This is a genomic window from Pseudomonas sp. FW305-3-2-15-C-LB1, from assembly GCF_058787615.1.
Map to the genome: position 1 here is coordinate 1 of NZ_JBYSZX010000013.1, position 17,418 is coordinate 17,418.

16 protein-coding genes are annotated in these 17,418 nt (G+C 62.7%); 11 read left to right on the forward strand and 5 right to left on the reverse strand.

What is annotated here, in order from left to right; genetic code table 11:
- The first annotated feature begins 236 nt into the window (after positions 1–236).
- Positions 237–1,256 (forward strand): branched-chain amino acid aminotransferase, encoded by a 1,020-nt coding sequence (locus tag AC3WP7_RS22175; protein ID WP_093124323.1) that lies wholly within the window; start codon positions 237–239, stop codon positions 1,254–1,256.
- A gap of 35 nt (positions 1,257–1,291) precedes the next feature.
- On the opposite strand, the gene AC3WP7_RS22180 is transcribed toward AC3WP7_RS22175, so the two are convergent.
- A complete protein-coding gene (locus AC3WP7_RS22180; RefSeq protein ID WP_102593085.1) occupies positions 1,292–2,182 on the reverse strand; it encodes a GNAT family acetyltransferase in 891 nt (296 codons plus the stop codon).
- A gap of 285 nt (positions 2,183–2,467) precedes the next feature.
- Here AC3WP7_RS22180 and ctlX point away from each other — a divergent pair, with 285 nt between their 5' ends.
- From ctlX to AC3WP7_RS22215, 7 genes are all read left to right on the forward strand, one after another.
- Positions 2,468–3,394: a citrulline utilization hydrolase CtlX gene (gene ctlX / locus AC3WP7_RS22185; RefSeq protein WP_092244650.1), complete on the forward strand. Its 927-nt coding sequence runs from the start codon at positions 2,468–2,470 to the stop codon at positions 3,392–3,394.
- An 11-nt stretch (positions 3,395–3,405) separates the two neighbouring features.
- Positions 3,406–4,452, forward strand: coding sequence for an ornithine cyclodeaminase (ocd, locus tag AC3WP7_RS22190; protein ID WP_093512956.1), 1,047 nt, complete (start codon positions 3,406–3,408; stop codon positions 4,450–4,452).
- A gap of 226 nt (positions 4,453–4,678) precedes the next feature.
- Positions 4,679–5,458, forward strand: coding sequence for an ABC transporter substrate-binding protein (locus AC3WP7_RS22195; protein WP_092244644.1), 780 nt, complete (start codon positions 4,679–4,681; stop codon positions 5,456–5,458).
- Between the two features lie 167 nt (positions 5,459–5,625).
- Positions 5,626–6,327, forward strand: a complete 702-nt coding sequence (locus AC3WP7_RS22200; RefSeq protein WP_071492097.1) for an ABC transporter permease — start codon at positions 5,626–5,628, stop codon at positions 6,325–6,327.
- A complete protein-coding gene (locus tag AC3WP7_RS22205; protein WP_065903984.1) occupies positions 6,324–7,037 on the forward strand; it encodes an ABC transporter permease in 714 nt (237 codons plus the stop codon). Before AC3WP7_RS22200 ends, AC3WP7_RS22205 begins: the two co-directional genes overlap by 4 nt.
- A gap of 3 nt (positions 7,038–7,040) precedes the next feature.
- The gene (locus AC3WP7_RS22210; RefSeq protein ID WP_256579965.1) at positions 7,041–7,871 is read left to right on the forward strand and encodes an ABC transporter ATP-binding protein; all 831 of its coding nucleotides are present in this window, start codon (positions 7,041–7,043) and stop codon (positions 7,869–7,871) included.
- Positions 7,872–7,876: 5 nt separating this feature from the next.
- Positions 7,877–8,374: an Lrp/AsnC family transcriptional regulator gene (locus AC3WP7_RS22215; RefSeq protein WP_016974875.1), complete on the forward strand. Its 498-nt coding sequence runs from the start codon at positions 7,877–7,879 to the stop codon at positions 8,372–8,374.
- 122 nt (positions 8,375–8,496) lie between these two features.
- On the opposite strand, the gene AC3WP7_RS22220 is transcribed toward AC3WP7_RS22215, so the two are convergent.
- The 4 genes from AC3WP7_RS22220 to AC3WP7_RS22235 all read right to left on the reverse strand — a co-directional run bounded on the left by AC3WP7_RS22220 (position 8,497) and on the right by AC3WP7_RS22235 (position 12,554).
- Positions 8,497–9,330, reverse strand: coding sequence for a TIGR03915 family putative DNA repair protein (locus AC3WP7_RS22220; RefSeq protein ID WP_102593086.1), 834 nt, complete (start codon positions 9,328–9,330; stop codon positions 8,497–8,499).
- Positions 9,327–10,547, reverse strand: a complete 1,221-nt coding sequence (locus AC3WP7_RS22225) for a putative DNA modification/repair radical SAM protein (protein WP_092244638.1) — start codon at positions 10,545–10,547, stop codon at positions 9,327–9,329. The genes AC3WP7_RS22220 and AC3WP7_RS22225 overlap by 4 nt, the downstream gene beginning before the upstream one ends.
- Before the next feature lie 66 nt (positions 10,548–10,613).
- Positions 10,614–11,951, reverse strand: a complete 1,338-nt coding sequence (locus AC3WP7_RS22230) for a lysine N(6)-hydroxylase/L-ornithine N(5)-oxygenase family protein (RefSeq protein ID WP_102593087.1) — start codon at positions 11,949–11,951, stop codon at positions 10,614–10,616.
- A 120-nt stretch (positions 11,952–12,071) separates the two neighbouring features.
- Positions 12,072–12,554: a sigma-70 family RNA polymerase sigma factor gene (locus AC3WP7_RS22235; protein WP_071492100.1), complete on the reverse strand. Its 483-nt coding sequence runs from the start codon at positions 12,552–12,554 to the stop codon at positions 12,072–12,074.
- Between the two features lie 255 nt (positions 12,555–12,809).
- Here AC3WP7_RS22235 and AC3WP7_RS22240 point away from each other — a divergent pair, with 255 nt between their 5' ends.
- Genes AC3WP7_RS22240 through AC3WP7_RS22250 form a run of 3 tightly spaced genes read left to right on the forward strand, consistent with a single transcriptional unit; the run spans position 12,810 to position 17,347 of the window.
- Positions 12,810–13,979 carry an efflux RND transporter periplasmic adaptor subunit gene (locus AC3WP7_RS22240; protein WP_092244633.1) on the forward strand — a complete coding sequence of 390 codons (1,170 nt, stop codon included), beginning with the start codon at positions 12,810–12,812 and terminating at the stop codon, positions 13,977–13,979.
- Positions 13,963–15,951 (forward strand): MacB family efflux pump subunit, encoded by a 1,989-nt coding sequence (locus AC3WP7_RS22245; protein WP_146012715.1) that lies wholly within the window; start codon positions 13,963–13,965, stop codon positions 15,949–15,951. Before AC3WP7_RS22240 ends, AC3WP7_RS22245 begins: the two co-directional genes overlap by 17 nt.
- Positions 15,944–17,347, forward strand: coding sequence for an efflux transporter outer membrane subunit (locus tag AC3WP7_RS22250; RefSeq protein ID WP_102593089.1), 1,404 nt, complete (start codon positions 15,944–15,946; stop codon positions 17,345–17,347). The genes AC3WP7_RS22245 and AC3WP7_RS22250 overlap by 8 nt, the downstream gene beginning before the upstream one ends.
- Positions 17,348–17,418: the final 71 nt, after the last annotated feature.

Consider the following 17,418-nt stretch of genomic DNA (forward strand, 5'->3'; position numbering starts at 1 on the left):
CTATCGGTCACCAGTCGCCAGGGAGAAGTTGGCGGCGTGAAACCTTAATCGGTGTCCAAGATTACTTGACCAGTTCAAGCCCCCTCCCACATTTGGAATGCATTCCCCTTGTGGGAGGGGGCTTGCCCCCGATAGCGGTGGATCGGTCACACCCAGTGGCTCCCACACAAGCCAAGAATGCAGTATTGTTGCGCCCATCCAGAAAAAAACCGACTTGACCAACGATAGAGGGTGTCATGGGTAACGAAAGCATCAATTGGGACAAGCTGGGTTTTGACTACATCAAGACCGACAAGCGGTTTCTCCAGGTCTGGAAAAACGGCGAATGGCAAGAAGGCACCCTGACCGACGACAACGTGCTGCACATCAGCGAGGGCTCCACCGCCCTGCACTACGGCCAGCAGTGCTTCGAAGGCCTCAAGGCCTATCGTTGCAAGGACGGTTCGATCAACCTGTTCCGCCCGGACCAGAATGCCGCCCGCATGCAGCGCAGCTGTGCACGCCTGCTGATGCCGCACGTGTCGACCGAAGACTTCATCGATGCCTGCAAGCAAGTGGTCGCGGCCAACGAGCGCTTCATCCCGCCGTATGGCAGTGGCGGCGCGCTGTACCTGCGCCCGTTCGTGATCGGCACCGGTGACAACATCGGCGTGCGCACCGCGCCGGAGTTCGTCTTCTCGGTGTTCTGCATCCCGGTCGGCGCCTACTTCAAGGGCGGCCTGGTGCCGCACAACTTCCAGATTTCCACCTTCGACCGCGCCGCCCCACAAGGCACCGGTGCCGCCAAGGTCGGTGGCAACTACGCCGCCAGCCTGATGCCGGGTTCCGAAGCGAAGAAAGCCGGTTTTGCCGACGCGATCTACCTGGACCCGATGACCCATTCGAAAATCGAAGAAGTCGGCTCGGCCAACTTCTTCGGGATCACCCACGACAATAAGTTCATCACGCCGAAGTCGCCTTCGGTACTGCCAGGCATCACCCGCCTGTCGCTGATCGAACTGGCCAAGACCCGCCTGGGCCTGGACGTGATCGAGGGCGAAGTGTTCATCGACAAACTGGACCAGTTCAAGGAAGCCGGCGCCTGCGGTACGGCGGCGGTGATCTCGCCGATCGGCGGCATCCAGTACAACGGCAAGCTGCACGTGTTCCACAGCGAGACCGAAGTCGGCCCGATCACCCAGAAGCTCTACAAAGAGCTGACCGGTGTGCAGACCGGTGACGTCGAAGCGCCGCAAGGCTGGATCGTCAAGGTCTGAGTTACCTGGAAAAACCCGCCATCTGGCGGGTTTTTTCATTGTTCGGGGATATTCACCACTAGCTTCTTGCCCATGCTGATCCTGGGTTCCACCCCATACCCCAATGCCTCGTAGAACCCGACGACCCCCTCATTACCACTGGTGATCTGCAGGTTGATCTTCATGCAGCCCAGCGCCGTCAATACCTGTTCCGCATGCCGCACCAGCGACGATCCCAAACCCTGCCGCCGATAGTCCCCATGCACCGCCACTGAATACAGCCAGCCACGGTGCCCGTCGTACCCGGCCAGAATGGTCCCGATCACGGTTTTTTTGTCCGTCGCGACAAAGAACAGCCCATCGTCGACCGCCAGCTTCTTATCAATCGCCAGGGCGGGCAGGTTGTGCGCCGTTTCGTAGCCGAATGCCTCCTGCCATAACGCTACCACCTGCGCCCGGTGCTGACGGTCGCGATACGGCCCGATGGGATGCCGGGACAGCAGGGCCTTTTCCATCACCAACGTACGTTCGCTGCCGTGATAAACGTCGCGCACGGTGTGAAACCCCAATTTGGTGTAGAACGGCTCGGCGGTCAGCGATGACGGCACGCTCAGCACCGTCACCCCGGCTTCGCGGGCGCGTAGCTCAATCTCGATCATCAACAATCGCCCAATGCCCTGCCCTTGCAGCGCCGGGTTGACGAATACCGAGCGCACCACATTCGCATCCAGCGCTGCGGTGGCGACGATCACCTGATCCTGAATCGCTACCAGCACCACGCGACGCTTGAGCAGTTCCAGCACCGCCTCCGGCGTGAAGTTAGCGGCAACCCGCGCAATCACATGCGCCGGATAGTCCCGCGCGTTGCTGCTGTGCAGGGCGGCCAGGATGACCTGGCTGATGCCCTCGGCATCGGTGGCTTGGGCTAAACGAACGACGGTAGACATAATTCCTCCTGGCTGACACAGCTGCAACAAACACCACCCTACCCATGTGGGAGGGAGCTTGCCCCCGATAGCATGCTTTCAGATATAGATTTTCTGGCTGACCCACCGCTGTCGCGGGCAAGCCCCCTCCCACAGGTTACGTGCATTTCACTCCGGTAGCCGATTCGGCTGCCCTACCCCACTTTTCAGCTTTCCCGGCTGACCCACCCCTCGGTTTCAGCCGGGATTCATCCCGCACAACCCACAAAATACACCCACAGCTCACCCCATGGATGTCGTGCCCCCATGCAAACCACCAACACCGTCTTGATGATTCGCCCGGCGCGCTTTGCCTTCAACCCGGACACCGCGATCAACAACCGTTTCCAACGCCCGCCCCTCGACCCGCTCCACGCACAGCAGAAAGCGCTGGAGGAGTTCGACGGCTATGTCACCACCCTGCGCAATCACGGCGTGGAGGTTCTGGTGGTGCAGGACACCCCAGCGCCGCACACCCCCGACTCGATCTTCCCCAACAACTGGTGGAGCAGCCACGCCGACGGCAGCCTGGTGCTGTACCCGATGGAAGGCCAGAACCGACGACTGGAACGCGACAAAGGCGTGCTGCAAGTGTTGGAACAGCGATTTACGGTCAAGGACACCATCGACCTCAGCCACCTCGAACAACAGAACATCTTCCTCGAAGGCACCGGCAGCATGGTGCTCGACCGCCAGCACCGCATCAGCTACGCCTGCCACTCCGGGCGCACTCACCACGACGCCCTGCGCCAGTTCGCCGAACGCCTCGACTACCAGCTCTGCGTGTTCCATGCGGTCGACCGCCACCACGCGCCGATCTACCACAGCAACGTGATGATGAGCGTCGGCCGCGACCTCTCGGTGGTGTGCCTGCAAGCCCTGCCGATTGCCGATGAGCGCCAGGCCCTGGAGCGCTCCCTGCGCGACACTGGCAAGGACATCGTCGCCCTCGACTTCGACCAGTTGGAAGCCTTCGCCGGCAACATGCTCGAAGTCCACGACCGCGACGGCCAGCCGCTGCTGGTGATGTCGGCCAGCGCCTGGGGCGCCCTGCAACCGACCCAGCGCCAACACATAGAACGCCACACCCGGCCGGTGGTGGTGAACATCGACAACATCGAACGCATCGGCGGCGGCAGTGCCCGCTGCATGCTGGCGGAAGTGCACCTGCCCGCCCGTCCCTCATTTCAATAAGGAGTCTTTCCATGACCCGCTATATCGACGTCAACGATCTCTGCTACCTGGTCTCGCAAAAAGGCCTGCCCACCTGCATCACCGAGATGGCCGAGTACATCCGCGCCGATTACCTGCGCTGGCAGGATTTCGAGAAATGCGCGCGCCTGGCCAACCACTCGCCGGACGGCGTGATCGAGCTGATGCCGGTGTCCGACGCGTCGCTGTATGCGTTCAAGTACGTCAACGGCCACCCGAAAAACACCCTGGCCGGCATGCTCACCGTGATGGCCTTCGGTGCGCTGGGCGATGTCGATACCGGCCTGCCGGTGCTGCTGGCGGAAATGACCCTGACCACCGCGATCCGCACCGCCGCCACCTCGGCGCTGGTCGCCCGCTACCTGGCCCGCGAGAACAGCCGCAGCATGGCGCTGATCGGCAACGGCTCGCAGAGCGAATTCCAGGCCCTGGCCTTCCACGCCATGCTCGGCATCAATGAAATCCGCCTGTTCGATATCGACGCCAAGGCCACCGTCAAGCTGGCGGCCAACCTCAAGGCCTTCCCGGCAATCAAAGTGATCCTGGCCGGCAGCGTGGCCGAGGCCGTCAAAGGCGCCGACATCGTCACCACCGTCACCGCCGACAAGGCCTACGCCACCATCCTCACCGACGACATGATCGAACCCGGCATGCACCTCAACGCCGTCGGCGGCGACTGCCCGGGCAAGACCGAACTGGACCGACGTATCGTCGAGCGCGCCCGCGTGATCGTCGAGTACGAACCACAAAGCCGTATCGAAGGTGAAATCCAGCACATGCCGGAAGATTCGCCGGTGACCGAGCTGTGGCAAGTGATCAACGGCCAGCAGCCAGGCCGCGAGAATGCGCGCCAGGTCACGCTGTTCGACTCGGTGGGTTTCGCCATCGAAGACTACTCGGCACTGCGCTACGTAATGGACGTCGCAAAAGCGCTGGATGTGGGCAGCACACTTGAACTGGTGCCGGACCTGGCCGATCCCAAAGACCTGTTCGCACGCCTGGCCCGGCAGCCCGGCGTACAGCAGAAAAGGCGTGCCTGAGACCGCTCTGGCCTGCTGCTTTGCGTCGATGGCAGGCCGGTTTTTCAGGGATGAAAAGCCGATTCAGCGGGTGTCACAGCCGATTCCGCTGCATTGCCGGTTTTAACAGCGCAATTCGCGCTTTGTGCACGGGGTAAACGACACAAAAAACGCACCATCATGAAGCATTCTCTGCTCCCAGTTATTCACTGCCCTGACATCAATTACAAAATATAGGGACCTGCACATGACTCCATTGCGATCACTCTTCGCCGCGCTGCTGTTGCCACTCTGCGCAAGCGCCGCCCACGCCCAGGACTGGAAAGAAATCCGCTTCGGCGTATTCCCCGAATACCCACCCTTCGAATCGGTGGCCGCCGACGGCAGCCTGCAAGGCTTCGATATCGAGTTGGGCAACGCGATCTGCGCCAAGCTCGAAGTGAAATGCACCTGGGTCCACAACGAATTCGACGGCATGATCCCGGCCCTGCGTGCGCGCAAGTTCGACGCGATCATGTCGTCCATGGCCGTCACCCCCGCCCGTGAAAAAATCATCGACTTCAGTGACCGGCTGTTCCTCAGCCCGACCTCGGTGATCACCCGCAAGAGCGCTGACTTCGGCGACACCCCGCAATCCCTCAAGGGCAAGCAGGTCGGCGTACTGCAAGGTTCGTTGCAGGAGGCCTATGCCCGTGCGCACCTGGCCAGGCTTGGCGCGCAGATCAAGGCGTACCAGTCCCAGGACCAGAACTACGCCGACCTGCAGAACGGCCGCCTCGACGCGACCCTGACCGACAAGCTCGAAGCCCAGCTCAACTTCCTGTCCAAGCCCGAAGGTGCCGACTTCAAGACCGGCCCGGCCTTCAAGGACCCGACCCTGCCCCTGGACATCGCCATGGGCCTGCGCAAGAACGACCAGGAACTGCGCACGCTGATCAACAAGGGTATCGCTGCCGTGCAGGCGGATGGCACTTACGCGCAGATCCAGAAGAAGTACTTCGGTGATCAGGATATCTACCACGAGTGATGCTCTGACCTCGCTGTGGAAACTTGCTTGTGTGGGAGGGGGCTTGCCCCCGATAGCGGTGGGTCAGTCAACTGATTTGGCACTGATACACCTCTATCGGGGGCAAGCCCCCTCCCACAAAAGGCAGCGTCCACAGTCAATCTCTGTGCTCCATCGAGATCATTTCCATGAATGAATTCCTCAACTTGCAGGGCTACGGCCCGATGCTCGCCCAGGGTGCGTGGATGACGCTCAAGCTGTCCTTCCTCGCCCTGGCCCTGAGCCTCGCCCTTGGCCTGATCGCCGCCGGCGCCAAGCTCTCCAGCGCCAAATGGCTGCGGGTACCGGCCACGCTCTACACCACGCTGATCCGCAGCGTGCCGGACCTGGTGCTGATCCTGCTGATTTTCTACAGCCTGCAACTGTGGCTAAACGACCTGAGCGAAATGTTCGGCTGGGGCTACTTTGAAATCGACCCATTTACCGCAGGCGTCGTCACCCTGGGCTTCATCTACGGCGCGTATTTCACCGAGAATTTCCGGGGCGCGATCCTCAGCGTGCCGGTCGGCCAACTGGAAGCGGCGACCGCCTATGGGCTGAGCCGCTGGCAGCGTTTTCACCTGGTGCTGTTCCCGCAGTTGATGCGTTTTGCCCTGCCGGGCCTGGGCAATAACTGGCTGGTGTTGCTCAAGTCCACGGCGCTGGTGTCGATCATCGGCCTGTCGGACCTGGTCAAGGCCGCGCAGAACGCCGGCAAGACCACCAACGAGCCGCTGTACTTCCTGATCCTCGCCGGCCTGGTGTACCTGGTGATCACCACCCTCTCCAACCGCATCTTCAAGCGCCTCGAACGGCGCTACAACCTCGGCATCAAGGGGATGGCGCGATGATCGAACTGTTCCAGCAATACGGCCTGGCCTACCTGTTCAGCGATGGCGCGGGGCTGTCTGGCGTGGCCATGACCCTGTGGCTGTTCATCATCTCGGTGGTGTTCGGCTTCGTGCTGTCGATTCCACTGGCACTGGCAAGGGTTTCCGAGCACTTCTGGCTGCGCTGGCCGGTAGAGGTCTATACCTACCTGTTCCGCGGGACGCCGCTGTATATCCAACTGCTGATTTGCTACACCGGGCTGTACAGCCTGGAAGTGGTGCAGGACAACGCCTTGCTCAACCAGTTTTTCCGCAACGCGCTGAACTGCACCCTGCTCGCCTTCGTGCTCAACACCTGCGCCTACACCGTGGAAATCTTCGCCGGGGCGATCCGCAATATTCCCCACGGCGAAATCGAAGCGGCCCGCGCCTATGGTTTGCATGGCTGGCGGCTGAACCTGTTTGTGGTGGTGCCGGCGGCCTTGCGCCGCGCATTGCCAGCCTACAGCAATGAAATGATCCTGATGCTGCACGCAACCTCCCTGGCGTTTACCGCCACCGTCGCCGACATCCTCAAGGTGGCCCGCGACGCCAATGCCGAGACGTTCCTGACGTTCCAGGCCTTCGGCATCGCCGCCCTGCTCTACATGCTGCTGTCCTTTGCACTGGTGGGCCTGTTCCGACTGGCCGAACGTCGCTGGATGCGTTTTCTTGTTCCTACCCGAGGCTAACCCATGAATCAGTCCGCGCAGGCCCTGGCCACTTATCCCGTTGAAGAACCCGTTGCCACACCCGCCACCACCGCTATCAAGCTGCAAGTCGAAGGCATCCACAAACGCTACGGCGAACACGAAGTGCTCAAGGGCGTATCGCTGAATGCGCGCAATGGCGATGTGATCAGCCTGATCGGCGCCAGCGGCTCCGGCAAAAGCACGATGCTGCGCTGCATCAACTTCCTCGAACAGCCGGACGCCGGGGTGATCACTCTGGACGGCATCAGCATCGAAATGCAGCAAGGCCGCGCCGGCACCCGCGCGCCACACCAGGCCCAACTGCAGAACCTGCGCACACGCCTGGCCATGGTGTTCCAGCACTTCAACCTGTGGAGCCACATGACCGTGCTGGAAAACATCACCATGGCCCCGCGCAGGGTGCTGGGCGTGAGCGCCGCCGAGGCGGAAAAGCGCGCACGCCTGTACCTGGACAAGGTCGGCCTGCCGGGCCGCGTGGCGGATCAGTATCCGGCGTTCCTGTCCGGCGGCCAGCAGCAGCGCGTGGCGATTGCCCGGGCCTTGGCGATGGAGCCGGAGATCATCCTGTTCGATGAGCCGACTTCCGCGCTCGACCCAGAACTTGTAGGAGAAGTCCTCAAAGTCATACAGACGTTGGCCGAGGAAGGTCGTACCATGCTGATGGTCACCCACGAAATGGGCTTTGCCCGCCAGGTGTCCAGCCAAGTGCTGTTCTTGCACCAGGGCAAGGTTGAGGAACAAGGCGACGCGAGGATCCTCGACCACCCCAGCAGTGAGCGCCTGCAGCAATTTCTTTCCAACCGTTTGAAGTGAAACCCATGGATACCAAGGCCAACGGACCCCATTCCTCCCCTGCGCTGGACCGCATCGATGAAGCCATTATCGAAGTGCTGCGCCATCAGGGGCGCATCACCTACGAAAAGCTCTCGTCGCTGGTACACCTCACGCCCCGTCCCTGCCTGGAACGGGTGCGCAAGCTGGAGCGGCGCGGGGTGATCCGTGGGTATGGGGCGATCATCGATGTGCAGATGGTCTCGCCAGGCTTGTCATTGCTGGTGCTGGTGGCCTTGTCCAACCAAAGCGGGCGCTCGGCGCAAAAGGCCTTCGAAGCCTGTGTGAAGGCCTGCCCGCAGGTGTTCGAATGCCAGCTGATCAGCGGACCGTTCGACTACAGCCTGCGCATGCGTTGCCGGGACATGGAGCATTACCGGGTGTTGACAGAGACCTGGCTGAACAATGATGAGTTGCACATCGATAAGTTGGTGGCGCATCCGGAATTGGCAGTGGTCAAGAACACCGCCACCGAGTTGGCCTGAACTTATCTCTCCAAAACACTGCCGATCGAATGTGGGAGGGGGCTTGCCCCCGATAGCAGTGTGTCAGTCTATGCATCTGTGACTGACACTCCCTCATCGGGGGCAAGCCCCCTCCCACATATTCAACCCTGCCCGCTTAAGATTCTCTTGCCAGGCTTGGCGCCAATCAGCCTGGCCTGCCCATCCTTCTGCTTCCCCGTCCTTGCCTCGCTGATCAACCCCGGTATCAACTTGCCCTCCGGCAGGTTCTTCCAGAACCGGCTGGGCAAATGCCCTTCCATCACCTTGGGGTTCAACCGTGCCGGGTTGAAGATGTGGCTGTAATAGGTCAGCCACATCGCGCTATGGGGGTCCTCGACATTCTGCGCCAACTGCCGCCACGCCTCGGGGCACTCACGCTGGTGGATCAACTGCTCGCCATCGTAGTAAACCCCATCCAACGGCGTGGCGATCATCCAGCGATGACGGCCCATGCGCCCGATAAAATGTTGGCTGGCGGATTTCAGGATGTCATGGGCCGGTTCATGCCAGGCCACGTATTCCGGCAGTTCCGGCCCCGCTCCCGCCGGCAGCGCGATAAACCGCACAAATGCATGCAGGTGGTGCGCCTCGCGGCTGACCTGCTTGATCCGCCGCTGCAACTCGCTGCCCAGCTTGTCCCCGGCCAGCATCGCGGTGCGGTCGCCATGGCTGACGCGCCACAGCACCTCATACAGCAGGCTCCAGCGTTGGTCGCCGTGGTAGCAGGCAGCCGATTCCAGCAGTTCCAGCAGGGCCTTGGGCACTCGCGTCTGGAAAGGCCCGGGCGCCTCGGGAATCGACTGGTCAGTGGCAAACAGGTCCGCCACCTCCGCCTCGCCCCAGCTCACCTGACTGGGGTCGACCTGATGGCTGAGCAGCCAGCGTGCCTGGTCGCGCCAGGTGGCGAACAGGTTGTCGCATTCCAGGCTGATCACCCCCACAACCCCATCTGCTCGGGTTGCGGGCGGTCGCGCAGTTGTTCGCGCAGCAGCACGCTGGTGCTATCGGCCTGTTGCGGATGGTAGTCGCTGGTGATGAAAAACGGCTTGGCCTTGGCCAGCACGCAGCGCATGCGCGCCAGGTCTTCGAAGCGGATCTTGCGTTCGCGGCGCAGGTCCACCAGGCGCTGGGTGGTGCGCAGGCCAATGCCTGGAATGCGTGCGATCAAGGTCGGTTCGGCGCGGTTCAGGTCCAGAGGGAACACATCGCGGTTGTCCAGGGCCCAGGCCAGCTTGGGGTCGATGTCCAGGGCCAGGTGGCCGGGGCCTTTGAACAGCTCATTGGCGTTGAACCCATAGCTGCGCAACAGGAAATCGGCCTGGTACAAGCGGTGCTCGCGCATCAGCGGCGGCGCGGCCAGGGGCACGCTTTTCGGGCTGTTGGGGATGGGGCTGAACGCCGAGTAATACACGCGACGCAGCTTGAAGTTGCCGTACAACGCCTCGGCACCGTGGAGGATGGTGCTGTCATCGGTGTCGTCGGCGCCGACGATCAGTTGCGTGCTCTGCCCGGCCGGGGCAAAACGCGGTGCACGCGGTTCGTTACGGACCGTCTGCTCGCCAGTGTAGATGGTCTGCATGGCCTGCTTGATCGAGACGATCTTTTTTTCCGGCGCCAGGGTCTGCAGGCTGGCCTCGGTGGGCAGCTCGATGTTCACGCTCAGCCGGTCGGCATAGCGCCCGGCCTCGGCGATCAGCGCCGGGTCCGCGTCGGGAATGGTCTTGAGGTGGATATAGCCGCGAAAGTCGTGTTCTTCGCGCAGCAGCTTGGCCACGCGCACCAACTGCTCCATGGTGTAGTCGGACGAACGGATGATGCCGGAGCTGAGAAACAGCCCGCTGACGCAATTGCGCCGATAGAAATCCAGGGTCAGGGTCACCACCTCCTCCGGGCTGAACCGTGCGCGTGGCACGTCGCTGGAGCGGCGGTTGACGCAGTACTGGCAGTCGTAGAGACAGAAGTTGGTGAGCAGCACCTTGAGCAACGACACGCAACGCCCGTCCGGCGTATAGCTGTGGCAGATGCCCATGCCATCGGTGGAACCCAGCCCCGTCTTGCCCTCGGAACTGCGCTTGGGCGCGCCACTGCTGGCGCAGGACGCGTCGTACTTGGCGGCGTCGGCGAGAATGCTGAGTTTTTCGATCAACTGCATGGAGGGCTACCGATACTGGTTTTTTGTACAGTATCAGGCAGCCCTCCCGGTCACAAGCGCAGTTGGTCAGCTGGCGGTGGCAAACAACAGGTCCTGCACCGAGCGCCCCTTGCCGCGCCCACGGTCCAGGGCATACAACGACGCCGCAATTTCATCGGCGCGGATCGGCAGCACCGACAGCAAGGTGTCGCTCAAACCGTGGCTGGCCTGGCTGAAACCCTGGATGTAGATGCCGGCGTTGCATCGCTCGTCGGTGACGATGCGGTAGTCGCGCGCCACATCGAAGTCGCCCAGGTAGTCTTCCAGCGGCGCGAGCAAGGCGCGGTGCGTCTGGCGCTCGTAGCCGGTGGCCAGGATCACCGCGTCGTAATGGTTGAGGCTGGTTTCGCCGTTGGCGTTGTTGCGCAGCGCCAACTCGATGCCCAGCGGGCCCGGCGTGGCCTTCTCGACCACGGTCATGGTGCGGAACGCCTGGCGGGCGATGCCGGAAACTTTCTGGCGGTAGAAAATGCCGTAGATGCGCTCGATCAGGTCCAGGTCCACCACCGAATAGTTGGTGTTCTGGTACTCGGCCACCAGGCGCTCGCGCTCGGCGCCCTCCTGCTGGAACACCAGGTCGGTAAAGGCCGGCGAGAACACTTCGTTGACGAACGGGCTGTCATCGGCCGGCTTGAGCGCCGAGCCGCGCAGGATCATGTCGACCTGCACCGACGGGAAGCTGTCGTTCAGGTCGATAAAGGCTTCGGCCGCACTCTGGCCGCCGCCGATGATGGCGATGCGCATGGCCTTGCCGTCGACACACGGCTGGCTGGCCATGCGCTCCAGGTATTGGGAATGGTGGAACACCCGGCTGTCGCCTTTGAGCGCGTTGAACGCCTCGGGAATACGTGGCGTGCCACCGGCGCTGACCACCACCGAACGAGTGGTGCGCACATGCTGCTCGCCCAGTGCATCGCGGGAGATCACGCGCAGGGCTTCGACCTGCTGCTGGTGCAGGATCGGCTCGATGGCCAGCACCTCCTCGCCGTAGCGCGCCTGGGCCTGGAACTGGCCGGCGACCCAGCGCAGGTAATCGTTGTACTCCATGCGGCACGGGTAGAAGGTGCCCAGGTTGATGAACTCCACCAGGCGGTCGTGGGCTTTCAGGTAATTGACGAAGGAGTACGGACTGGTGGGGTTGCGCAGGGTCACCAGATCCTTGAGGAACGAGATCTGCAGCTCGCTCTGGGTGACCAGGGTATTGCCGTGCCAGCGGTAGTCAGCCTGTTTGTCCAGGAACAGTACGTCCAGTTTGCCCTGGGCCTTTTCGCGCTCCTGCAGGGCGATGGCCAGCGCCAGGTTCGAAGGGCCGAAACCGATACCGATCAGGTCGTGAACCGCGGGCGAAGCAATTGCCTGTGTCATTCCAGTGTCCTCTGGATAAGCCCCTTGGCGGTGGGGCGGGAATACCTTTCAAGGCCTGCACATCTGGCCGTGTGTTGATAGGAAACGAGGACAGTGAAATAAAATTTAACCAATCATTGATCAGTGCGCTTCCCACTCGCGCATGCGCACCCGGCAGTGCTTCATGGCGTTGACGATGTGTTTTTCCACAAGGGCGCGGGAAATGCACAGGCGTTCGGCGATCTGCAGGTGGGTCAGGCCGTCGAGTTTGCGCAGCAGGAAGCTGTCGCGACAGGCCGGCGGCAGCTCGGCCAGGGCGCGTTCGAGCAGTTCCAGGCGCTGGCCGTGGTCGTGGGTGGTGTGCGGCGAACTGCTGGCAAAGCGTTCTTCGGCATCGAGTACGTCCAGCGGTTCGACCTGGCGCAAGGCGTTGCGCCGGTGGCCGTCAATCACCAGGTTAAGCGCGGTGCGGTACAAAAAGGCACGGGGTTGTTCGATGGGGGTGTCGCTGGAACGTTCCAGCACCCGGACATACGCGTCATGCACCACATCCTCGGCCACCTGACGGTTGCCCAGCTTGGCGTTGAGGAAACACACCAGCTCGCGATAGTAGTTTTCCAACATGACTCCCGGCCGCGGGGTGGCGGCATTAGGTCCCCGGGTGCAAAAAAGACAGCGTTCAGGTGATGGCAGTTTGAGTGTGTGCAATTTATAGTAATTCTCATCTACTTTTAAAGCAGACTCGCATCAACGGACGATTTTTTTCTTCAAGGGAGCTGTAACTGCTTATGTAACCGCCTAAATCCCCGCGCAATTCTCTCGTTTACTTGTCAGCTCCCCGCAACTGCGGTCCGAACTTTCCTGGCTGGAAACCCACGCATGAAACGCCCTCGACCCGCCCGACGCGCCTTGCTCGTTATCGCGTGCCTGATCCCCATTATCGCCGTCGCGGCCTGGCAGGTGCTGCCGCCGGGGCGTGACACCCTCACCACCGTCAGCGTCACCCGCGGCAATATCGAAAACAGCGTGACCGCCCTGGGCACCCTGCAACCGCGTCGTTATGTGGACGTGGGCGCCCAGGCATCGGGGCAGATCCGCAAGATCCACGTCGAGGCCGGCGACCAGGTGCAGGAAGGCCAATTGCTGGTGGAGATCGACCCGTCCACGCAGAAGGCCAAGCTCGACGCCAGCCGCTACGCCATCGAAAACCTCAAGGCCCAGTTGCAGGAGCAAAAGGCCCAGCACGAACTGGCGCGCCAGAAATACCAGCGCCAGCAGCGCCTGGTCGCCGGCAACGCCACCCGCGAGGAAGACGTACAAACCGCCAAGGCGGAACTGAGCGCCACCCAGGCCCGGGTCGATATGTTCCAGGCGCAGATCCTGCAAGCCCAGGCCAGCCTGCGCAGTGATGAAGCCGAGTTGGGCTACACGCGGATTTATGCGCCGATGACCGGCACCGTGGTCGCGGTGGACGCACGGGTCGGCCAGACCCTCAACGCGCAGCAGCAGACACCGTTGATCCTGCGGATCGCCAAGCTGTCGCCGATGACCGTCTGGGCGCAAGTCTCGGAAGCTGATATCGGCCACGTCAAACCGGGCATGACCGCCTATTTCACCACCCTGAGCGGCGGCAACCGGCGCTGGACCAGCACCGTGCGGCAGATCCTGCCGATCCCGCCCAAGCCGTTGAACGAAACCCAGGGCAGCGGCAGCCCCAACAGTTCGAATAAAAGCGGCAGCGGCCGCGTGGTGCTGTACACCGTGTTGCTGGATGTGGACAACAGCGACAACGCGTTGATGGCGGAAATGACCGCCCAGGTATTTTTCGTCGCCAGCCAGGCCCAGGATACGCTGACGGCGCCGATCGCTGCGCTACAGGGCACGGCCAACGCCAACCAGCAGATCGCCCGGGTGGTGGGCAAGAATGGCCGTATCGAGCAGCGCCAGGTGCAGGTCGGCATCAGCGACCGCTTGCGCGTGCAGGTACTCGACGGCCTGAACGAAGGTGATCAACTGCTGGTCGGCCCGGCCGATGGCAACGGGGGTTGAGGTGAACACGCCCCTGATCGAACTCAAGGACATCCGCAAGTCCTACGGCGGCGGCGACAGCCCGCAGGTCGACGTGTTGCGCGGCATCGACCTGGCGATCCATGCCGGGGAATTCGTCGCCATCGTCGGTGCCTCCGGCTCCGGCAAGTCCACGTTGATGAACATCCTCGGTTGCCTTGACCGCCCCAGCACCGGCGACTACCTGTTCGCCGGGGAAAACGTCGCGCACCTGGACAGCGACGAACTGGCCTGGCTGCGCCGCGAAGCCTTTGGTTTTGTGTTCCAGGGCTACCACCTGATCCCCTCGGGCTCGGCCCAGGAAAACGTCGAGATGCCGGCGATCTACGCCGGCATCAGCGCCGCCGAACGCCATGCCCGCGCCAACGCCCTGCTCACCCGCCTGGGCCTGGCCGAGCGCACCGGCAACCGTCCGCACCAGCTGTCCGGCGGCCAGCAGCAGCGAGTGTCCATCGCCCGTGCGTTGATGAACGGCGGCCATATCATCCTCGCCGACGAACCCACCGGCGCCCTCGACAGCCACAGCGGCGCCGAGGTCATGACCCTGCTGGACGAACTGGCCAGCCAGGGCCACGTAGTGATCCTGATTACCCACGACCGCGAAGTGGCTGCGCGGGCCAACCGCATCATCGAAATTCGCGATGGCTTGATCATCAGTGACTCGGCCAACGACAGCGACACCAAGCCCGTAGCCACCACCGGGGCCCTGCAAGCCGTGGACCTGCGCCAGCGCCTGGCCGACGGCGCCGAGCACAATGGCGCCTGGAAAGCCGAACTGGTGGACGCGGTGCAAGCTGCCTGGCGTGTGATGTGGATCAACCGCTTCCGCACCGCGCTGACCCTGCTGGGCATCATCATCGGTGTGGCGTCGGTGGTGGTGATGCTGGCAGTGGGCGAAGGCAGCAAGCGCCAGGTCATGGCGCAGATGGGGGCGTTCGGCTCCAACATCATCTACCTCAGCGGTTCATCGCCGAATCCGCGCACGCCGCTGGGGATCGTGACGCTCGATGACGTGCATGCGCTGGCGGCCCTGCCGCAGGTGCAGCGCATCATGCCGGTCAACGGCAACGAAGCCGGGGTACGTTTCGGCAATGTCGACTACATGGCTTACGTGGGCGGCAACGACACCAACTTCCCGGAGATTTTCAATTGGCCGGTGGTCGAGGGCAATTATTTCACTGCCGCCGACGAGCGTGCCGCTGCCACCGTGGCGGTAATTGGTCATCGTGTGCGCGAGAAGCTGTTCAAGGGCGAGGTCGACCCCATCGGCCAGTACATCCTGATTGAAAACGTGCCATTCCAGGTGATCGGCGTGCTGGCGGAAAAAGGCGCCAGCTCCGGCAACAAGGACAGCGACGATCGCGTTGCCATCCCTTACACCGCCGCCAGCGTGCGCCTGTTCGGCAGCTACAACCCCGAGTATGTGGTGATCGCCGCGGCGGACGCGCGCAAGGTCCGCGAGGCCGAGGTGGCCATCGACCAGTTGATGCAAAAACTGCACAACGGCAAGCGCGACTATGAGCTGACCAACAACGCCGCGATGATCCAGGCGGAGGCGCGCACGCAGAACACACTGTCGCTGATGCTCGGTTCGATTGCCGCGATTTCCCTGTTGGTGGGCGGCATTGGCGTGATGAACATCATGTTGATGACTGTACGCGAGCGTACCCGTGAAATCGGTATCCGCATGGCCACCGGCGCACGCCAGCGCGACATCCTGCGTCAGTTCCTCACCGAAGCGGTGATGCTTTCGGTGGTCGGCGGCCTGTGCGGCATCGCCCTCGCGCTGTTGGTGGGCGGCGTGCTGGTGCTGGCCAAGGTGGCGGTGCAGTTTTCCCTGGTGGCGGTGTTCGGTGCATTCGGTTGCGCCCTTGTCACCGGCGTCGTATTCGGCTTTATGCCGGCCCGTAAAGCTGCCCGGCTCGATCCGGTCAAGGCGTTGACCAGTGAATAAACGATCCCTTTACCTGCCCGGCCTCTGCGTATTGCTCAGCGCCTGCACCGGCAACCCGCCTGCCATCGACAGCGGCATTGCACCGCCGGCTGCCTGGCAATATACCGAGCGCAGCGCCGCCCAGGCCACCCAGCAGCAATGGTGGACCCAGTTAGGCAGCCCGCAGCTCAATCGCCTGGTCGACCAGGCCCGCCGGGACAGCTTCGACGTGGCCGCCGCCACGGCCCGCGTGCGCCAGGCCCAGGCCAGCGCAGTGATCGCCGGCGCGCCGCTGCTGCCGGAGGTGAAATTCAACCTCGCCACCAGCCGCCAGAAATTGCTGCGCGGCCCGGGTGGCCCGGACCTGGACGCAACACGCAGCGATGATACCGTCGATAACTACAGCGCCAACCTCACCGCCAGTTACGAGGTGGACTTCTGGGGTGGCCGCGCCGCCGCCCGCGACAGCGCCTTACAGAGTCTGCGCGCCAGCGCGTTCGACCAGGCCACGGTGGAACTGACCCTGCTCAGCAGCGTCGCCGACCGCTACGCGCAAACCCTGGCCGCCCGGCAGCGCGAGCAGATTGCCGAGCTGAACCTGGCCAATGCGCGCAATGTGCTCGCGCTGGTGCAGACCCGCTATGACGCCGGCTCCGCCACCGCGTTGGAACTGGCCCAGCAAAAAAGCCTGGTGGCCAGCCAGCAACGCCAATTGCCGCTGATCCAGCAACTGAGCGAAGAATCGCGGATCACCCTGGCCGCCCTGCTCGGCCAGCCGGTACAAGGCCTGGACCTGGGCTCCGAGAGCTTCCAGGCGCTGACCTGGCCAACCATCGGTGCGGGCATGCCCAGCCAACTGCTCAGCCGCCGCCCCGACCTCGCCAAGGCCGAAGCACAACTGGCGGCGGCACAGGCCGACGTCACCGTGGCCCGCGCCGCCATGCTGCCTGCCATCACCCTGGGCGCAACCCTGGGCTCGGATGCCTACAAGGCCCTGGATATCCTGCGCAGCCCCTACTACACGCTGACCGCCGGCCTGGTCGGCCCGATCTTCAACAACGGCCGTTTAAGCGCTGAACGCGACAAGGCCCGCGCCCGCCAGGATGAACTGCTGCAAACCTATCGCGGCGCGATCATCAACGGTTTTGCCGATGTGGAAAAAGCCCTCAGCAGCATCACCCGCCTCGACCAGCAACGCGAATGGCAGCGTGAAGAACTGCAACAGGCGCAGACGGCGTTCCAGATTGCCGAAAGCCGCTACCAGGCCGGCGCCGAAGACCTGCTCACCGTGCTGGAAACCCAGCGCACCCTGTACGCGGCCCAGGACCAGAACGTGCAACTGCGCTTGTCACGCCTACAGGCCAGTATCGCCCTGTACAAAGCACTGGGTGGTGGCTGGCAGACAGAGATCCGATAAACAAAACTCCAATTTCATACAACAGACGTTCTTTCAGCCTACATTCTTCGACCCAAGGTCCTTGGTAAAAA

Bases quoted from the DNA above. Each gene is read 5' to 3' on its own strand.
- AC3WP7_RS22225 (WP_092244638.1), bottom strand. From the start codon at position 10,547: ATGCAGTTGATCGAAAAACTCAGCATTCTCGCCGACGCCGCCAAGTAC.
- AC3WP7_RS22175 (WP_093124323.1), top strand. From the start codon at position 237: ATGGGTAACGAAAGCATCAATTGGGACAAGCTGGGTTTTGACTACATC.
- AC3WP7_RS22235 (WP_071492100.1), bottom strand. From the start codon at position 12,554: ATGTTGGAAAACTACTATCGCGAGCTGGTGTGTTTCCTCAACGCCAAG.
- AC3WP7_RS22205 (WP_065903984.1), top strand. From the start codon at position 6,324: ATGATCGAACTGTTCCAGCAATACGGCCTGGCCTACCTGTTCAGCGAT.
- AC3WP7_RS22195 (WP_092244644.1), top strand. From the start codon at position 4,679: ATGACTCCATTGCGATCACTCTTCGCCGCGCTGCTGTTGCCACTCTGC.
- ctlX (WP_092244650.1), top strand. From the start codon at position 2,468: ATGCAAACCACCAACACCGTCTTGATGATTCGCCCGGCGCGCTTTGCC.
- AC3WP7_RS22245 (WP_146012715.1), top strand. From the start codon at position 13,963: ATGGCAACGGGGGTTGAGGTGAACACGCCCCTGATCGAACTCAAGGAC.
- AC3WP7_RS22210 (WP_256579965.1), top strand. From the start codon at position 7,041: ATGAATCAGTCCGCGCAGGCCCTGGCCACTTATCCCGTTGAAGAACCC.
- AC3WP7_RS22200 (WP_071492097.1), top strand. From the start codon at position 5,626: ATGAATGAATTCCTCAACTTGCAGGGCTACGGCCCGATGCTCGCCCAG.
- AC3WP7_RS22240 (WP_092244633.1), top strand. From the start codon at position 12,810: ATGAAACGCCCTCGACCCGCCCGACGCGCCTTGCTCGTTATCGCGTGC.
- AC3WP7_RS22215 (WP_016974875.1), top strand. From the start codon at position 7,877: ATGGATACCAAGGCCAACGGACCCCATTCCTCCCCTGCGCTGGACCGC.
- ocd (WP_093512956.1), top strand. From the start codon at position 3,406: ATGACCCGCTATATCGACGTCAACGATCTCTGCTACCTGGTCTCGCAA.
- AC3WP7_RS22180 (WP_102593085.1), bottom strand. From the start codon at position 2,182: ATGTCTACCGTCGTTCGTTTAGCCCAAGCCACCGATGCCGAGGGCATC.
- AC3WP7_RS22230 (WP_102593087.1), bottom strand. From the start codon at position 11,951: ATGACACAGGCAATTGCTTCGCCCGCGGTTCACGACCTGATCGGTATC.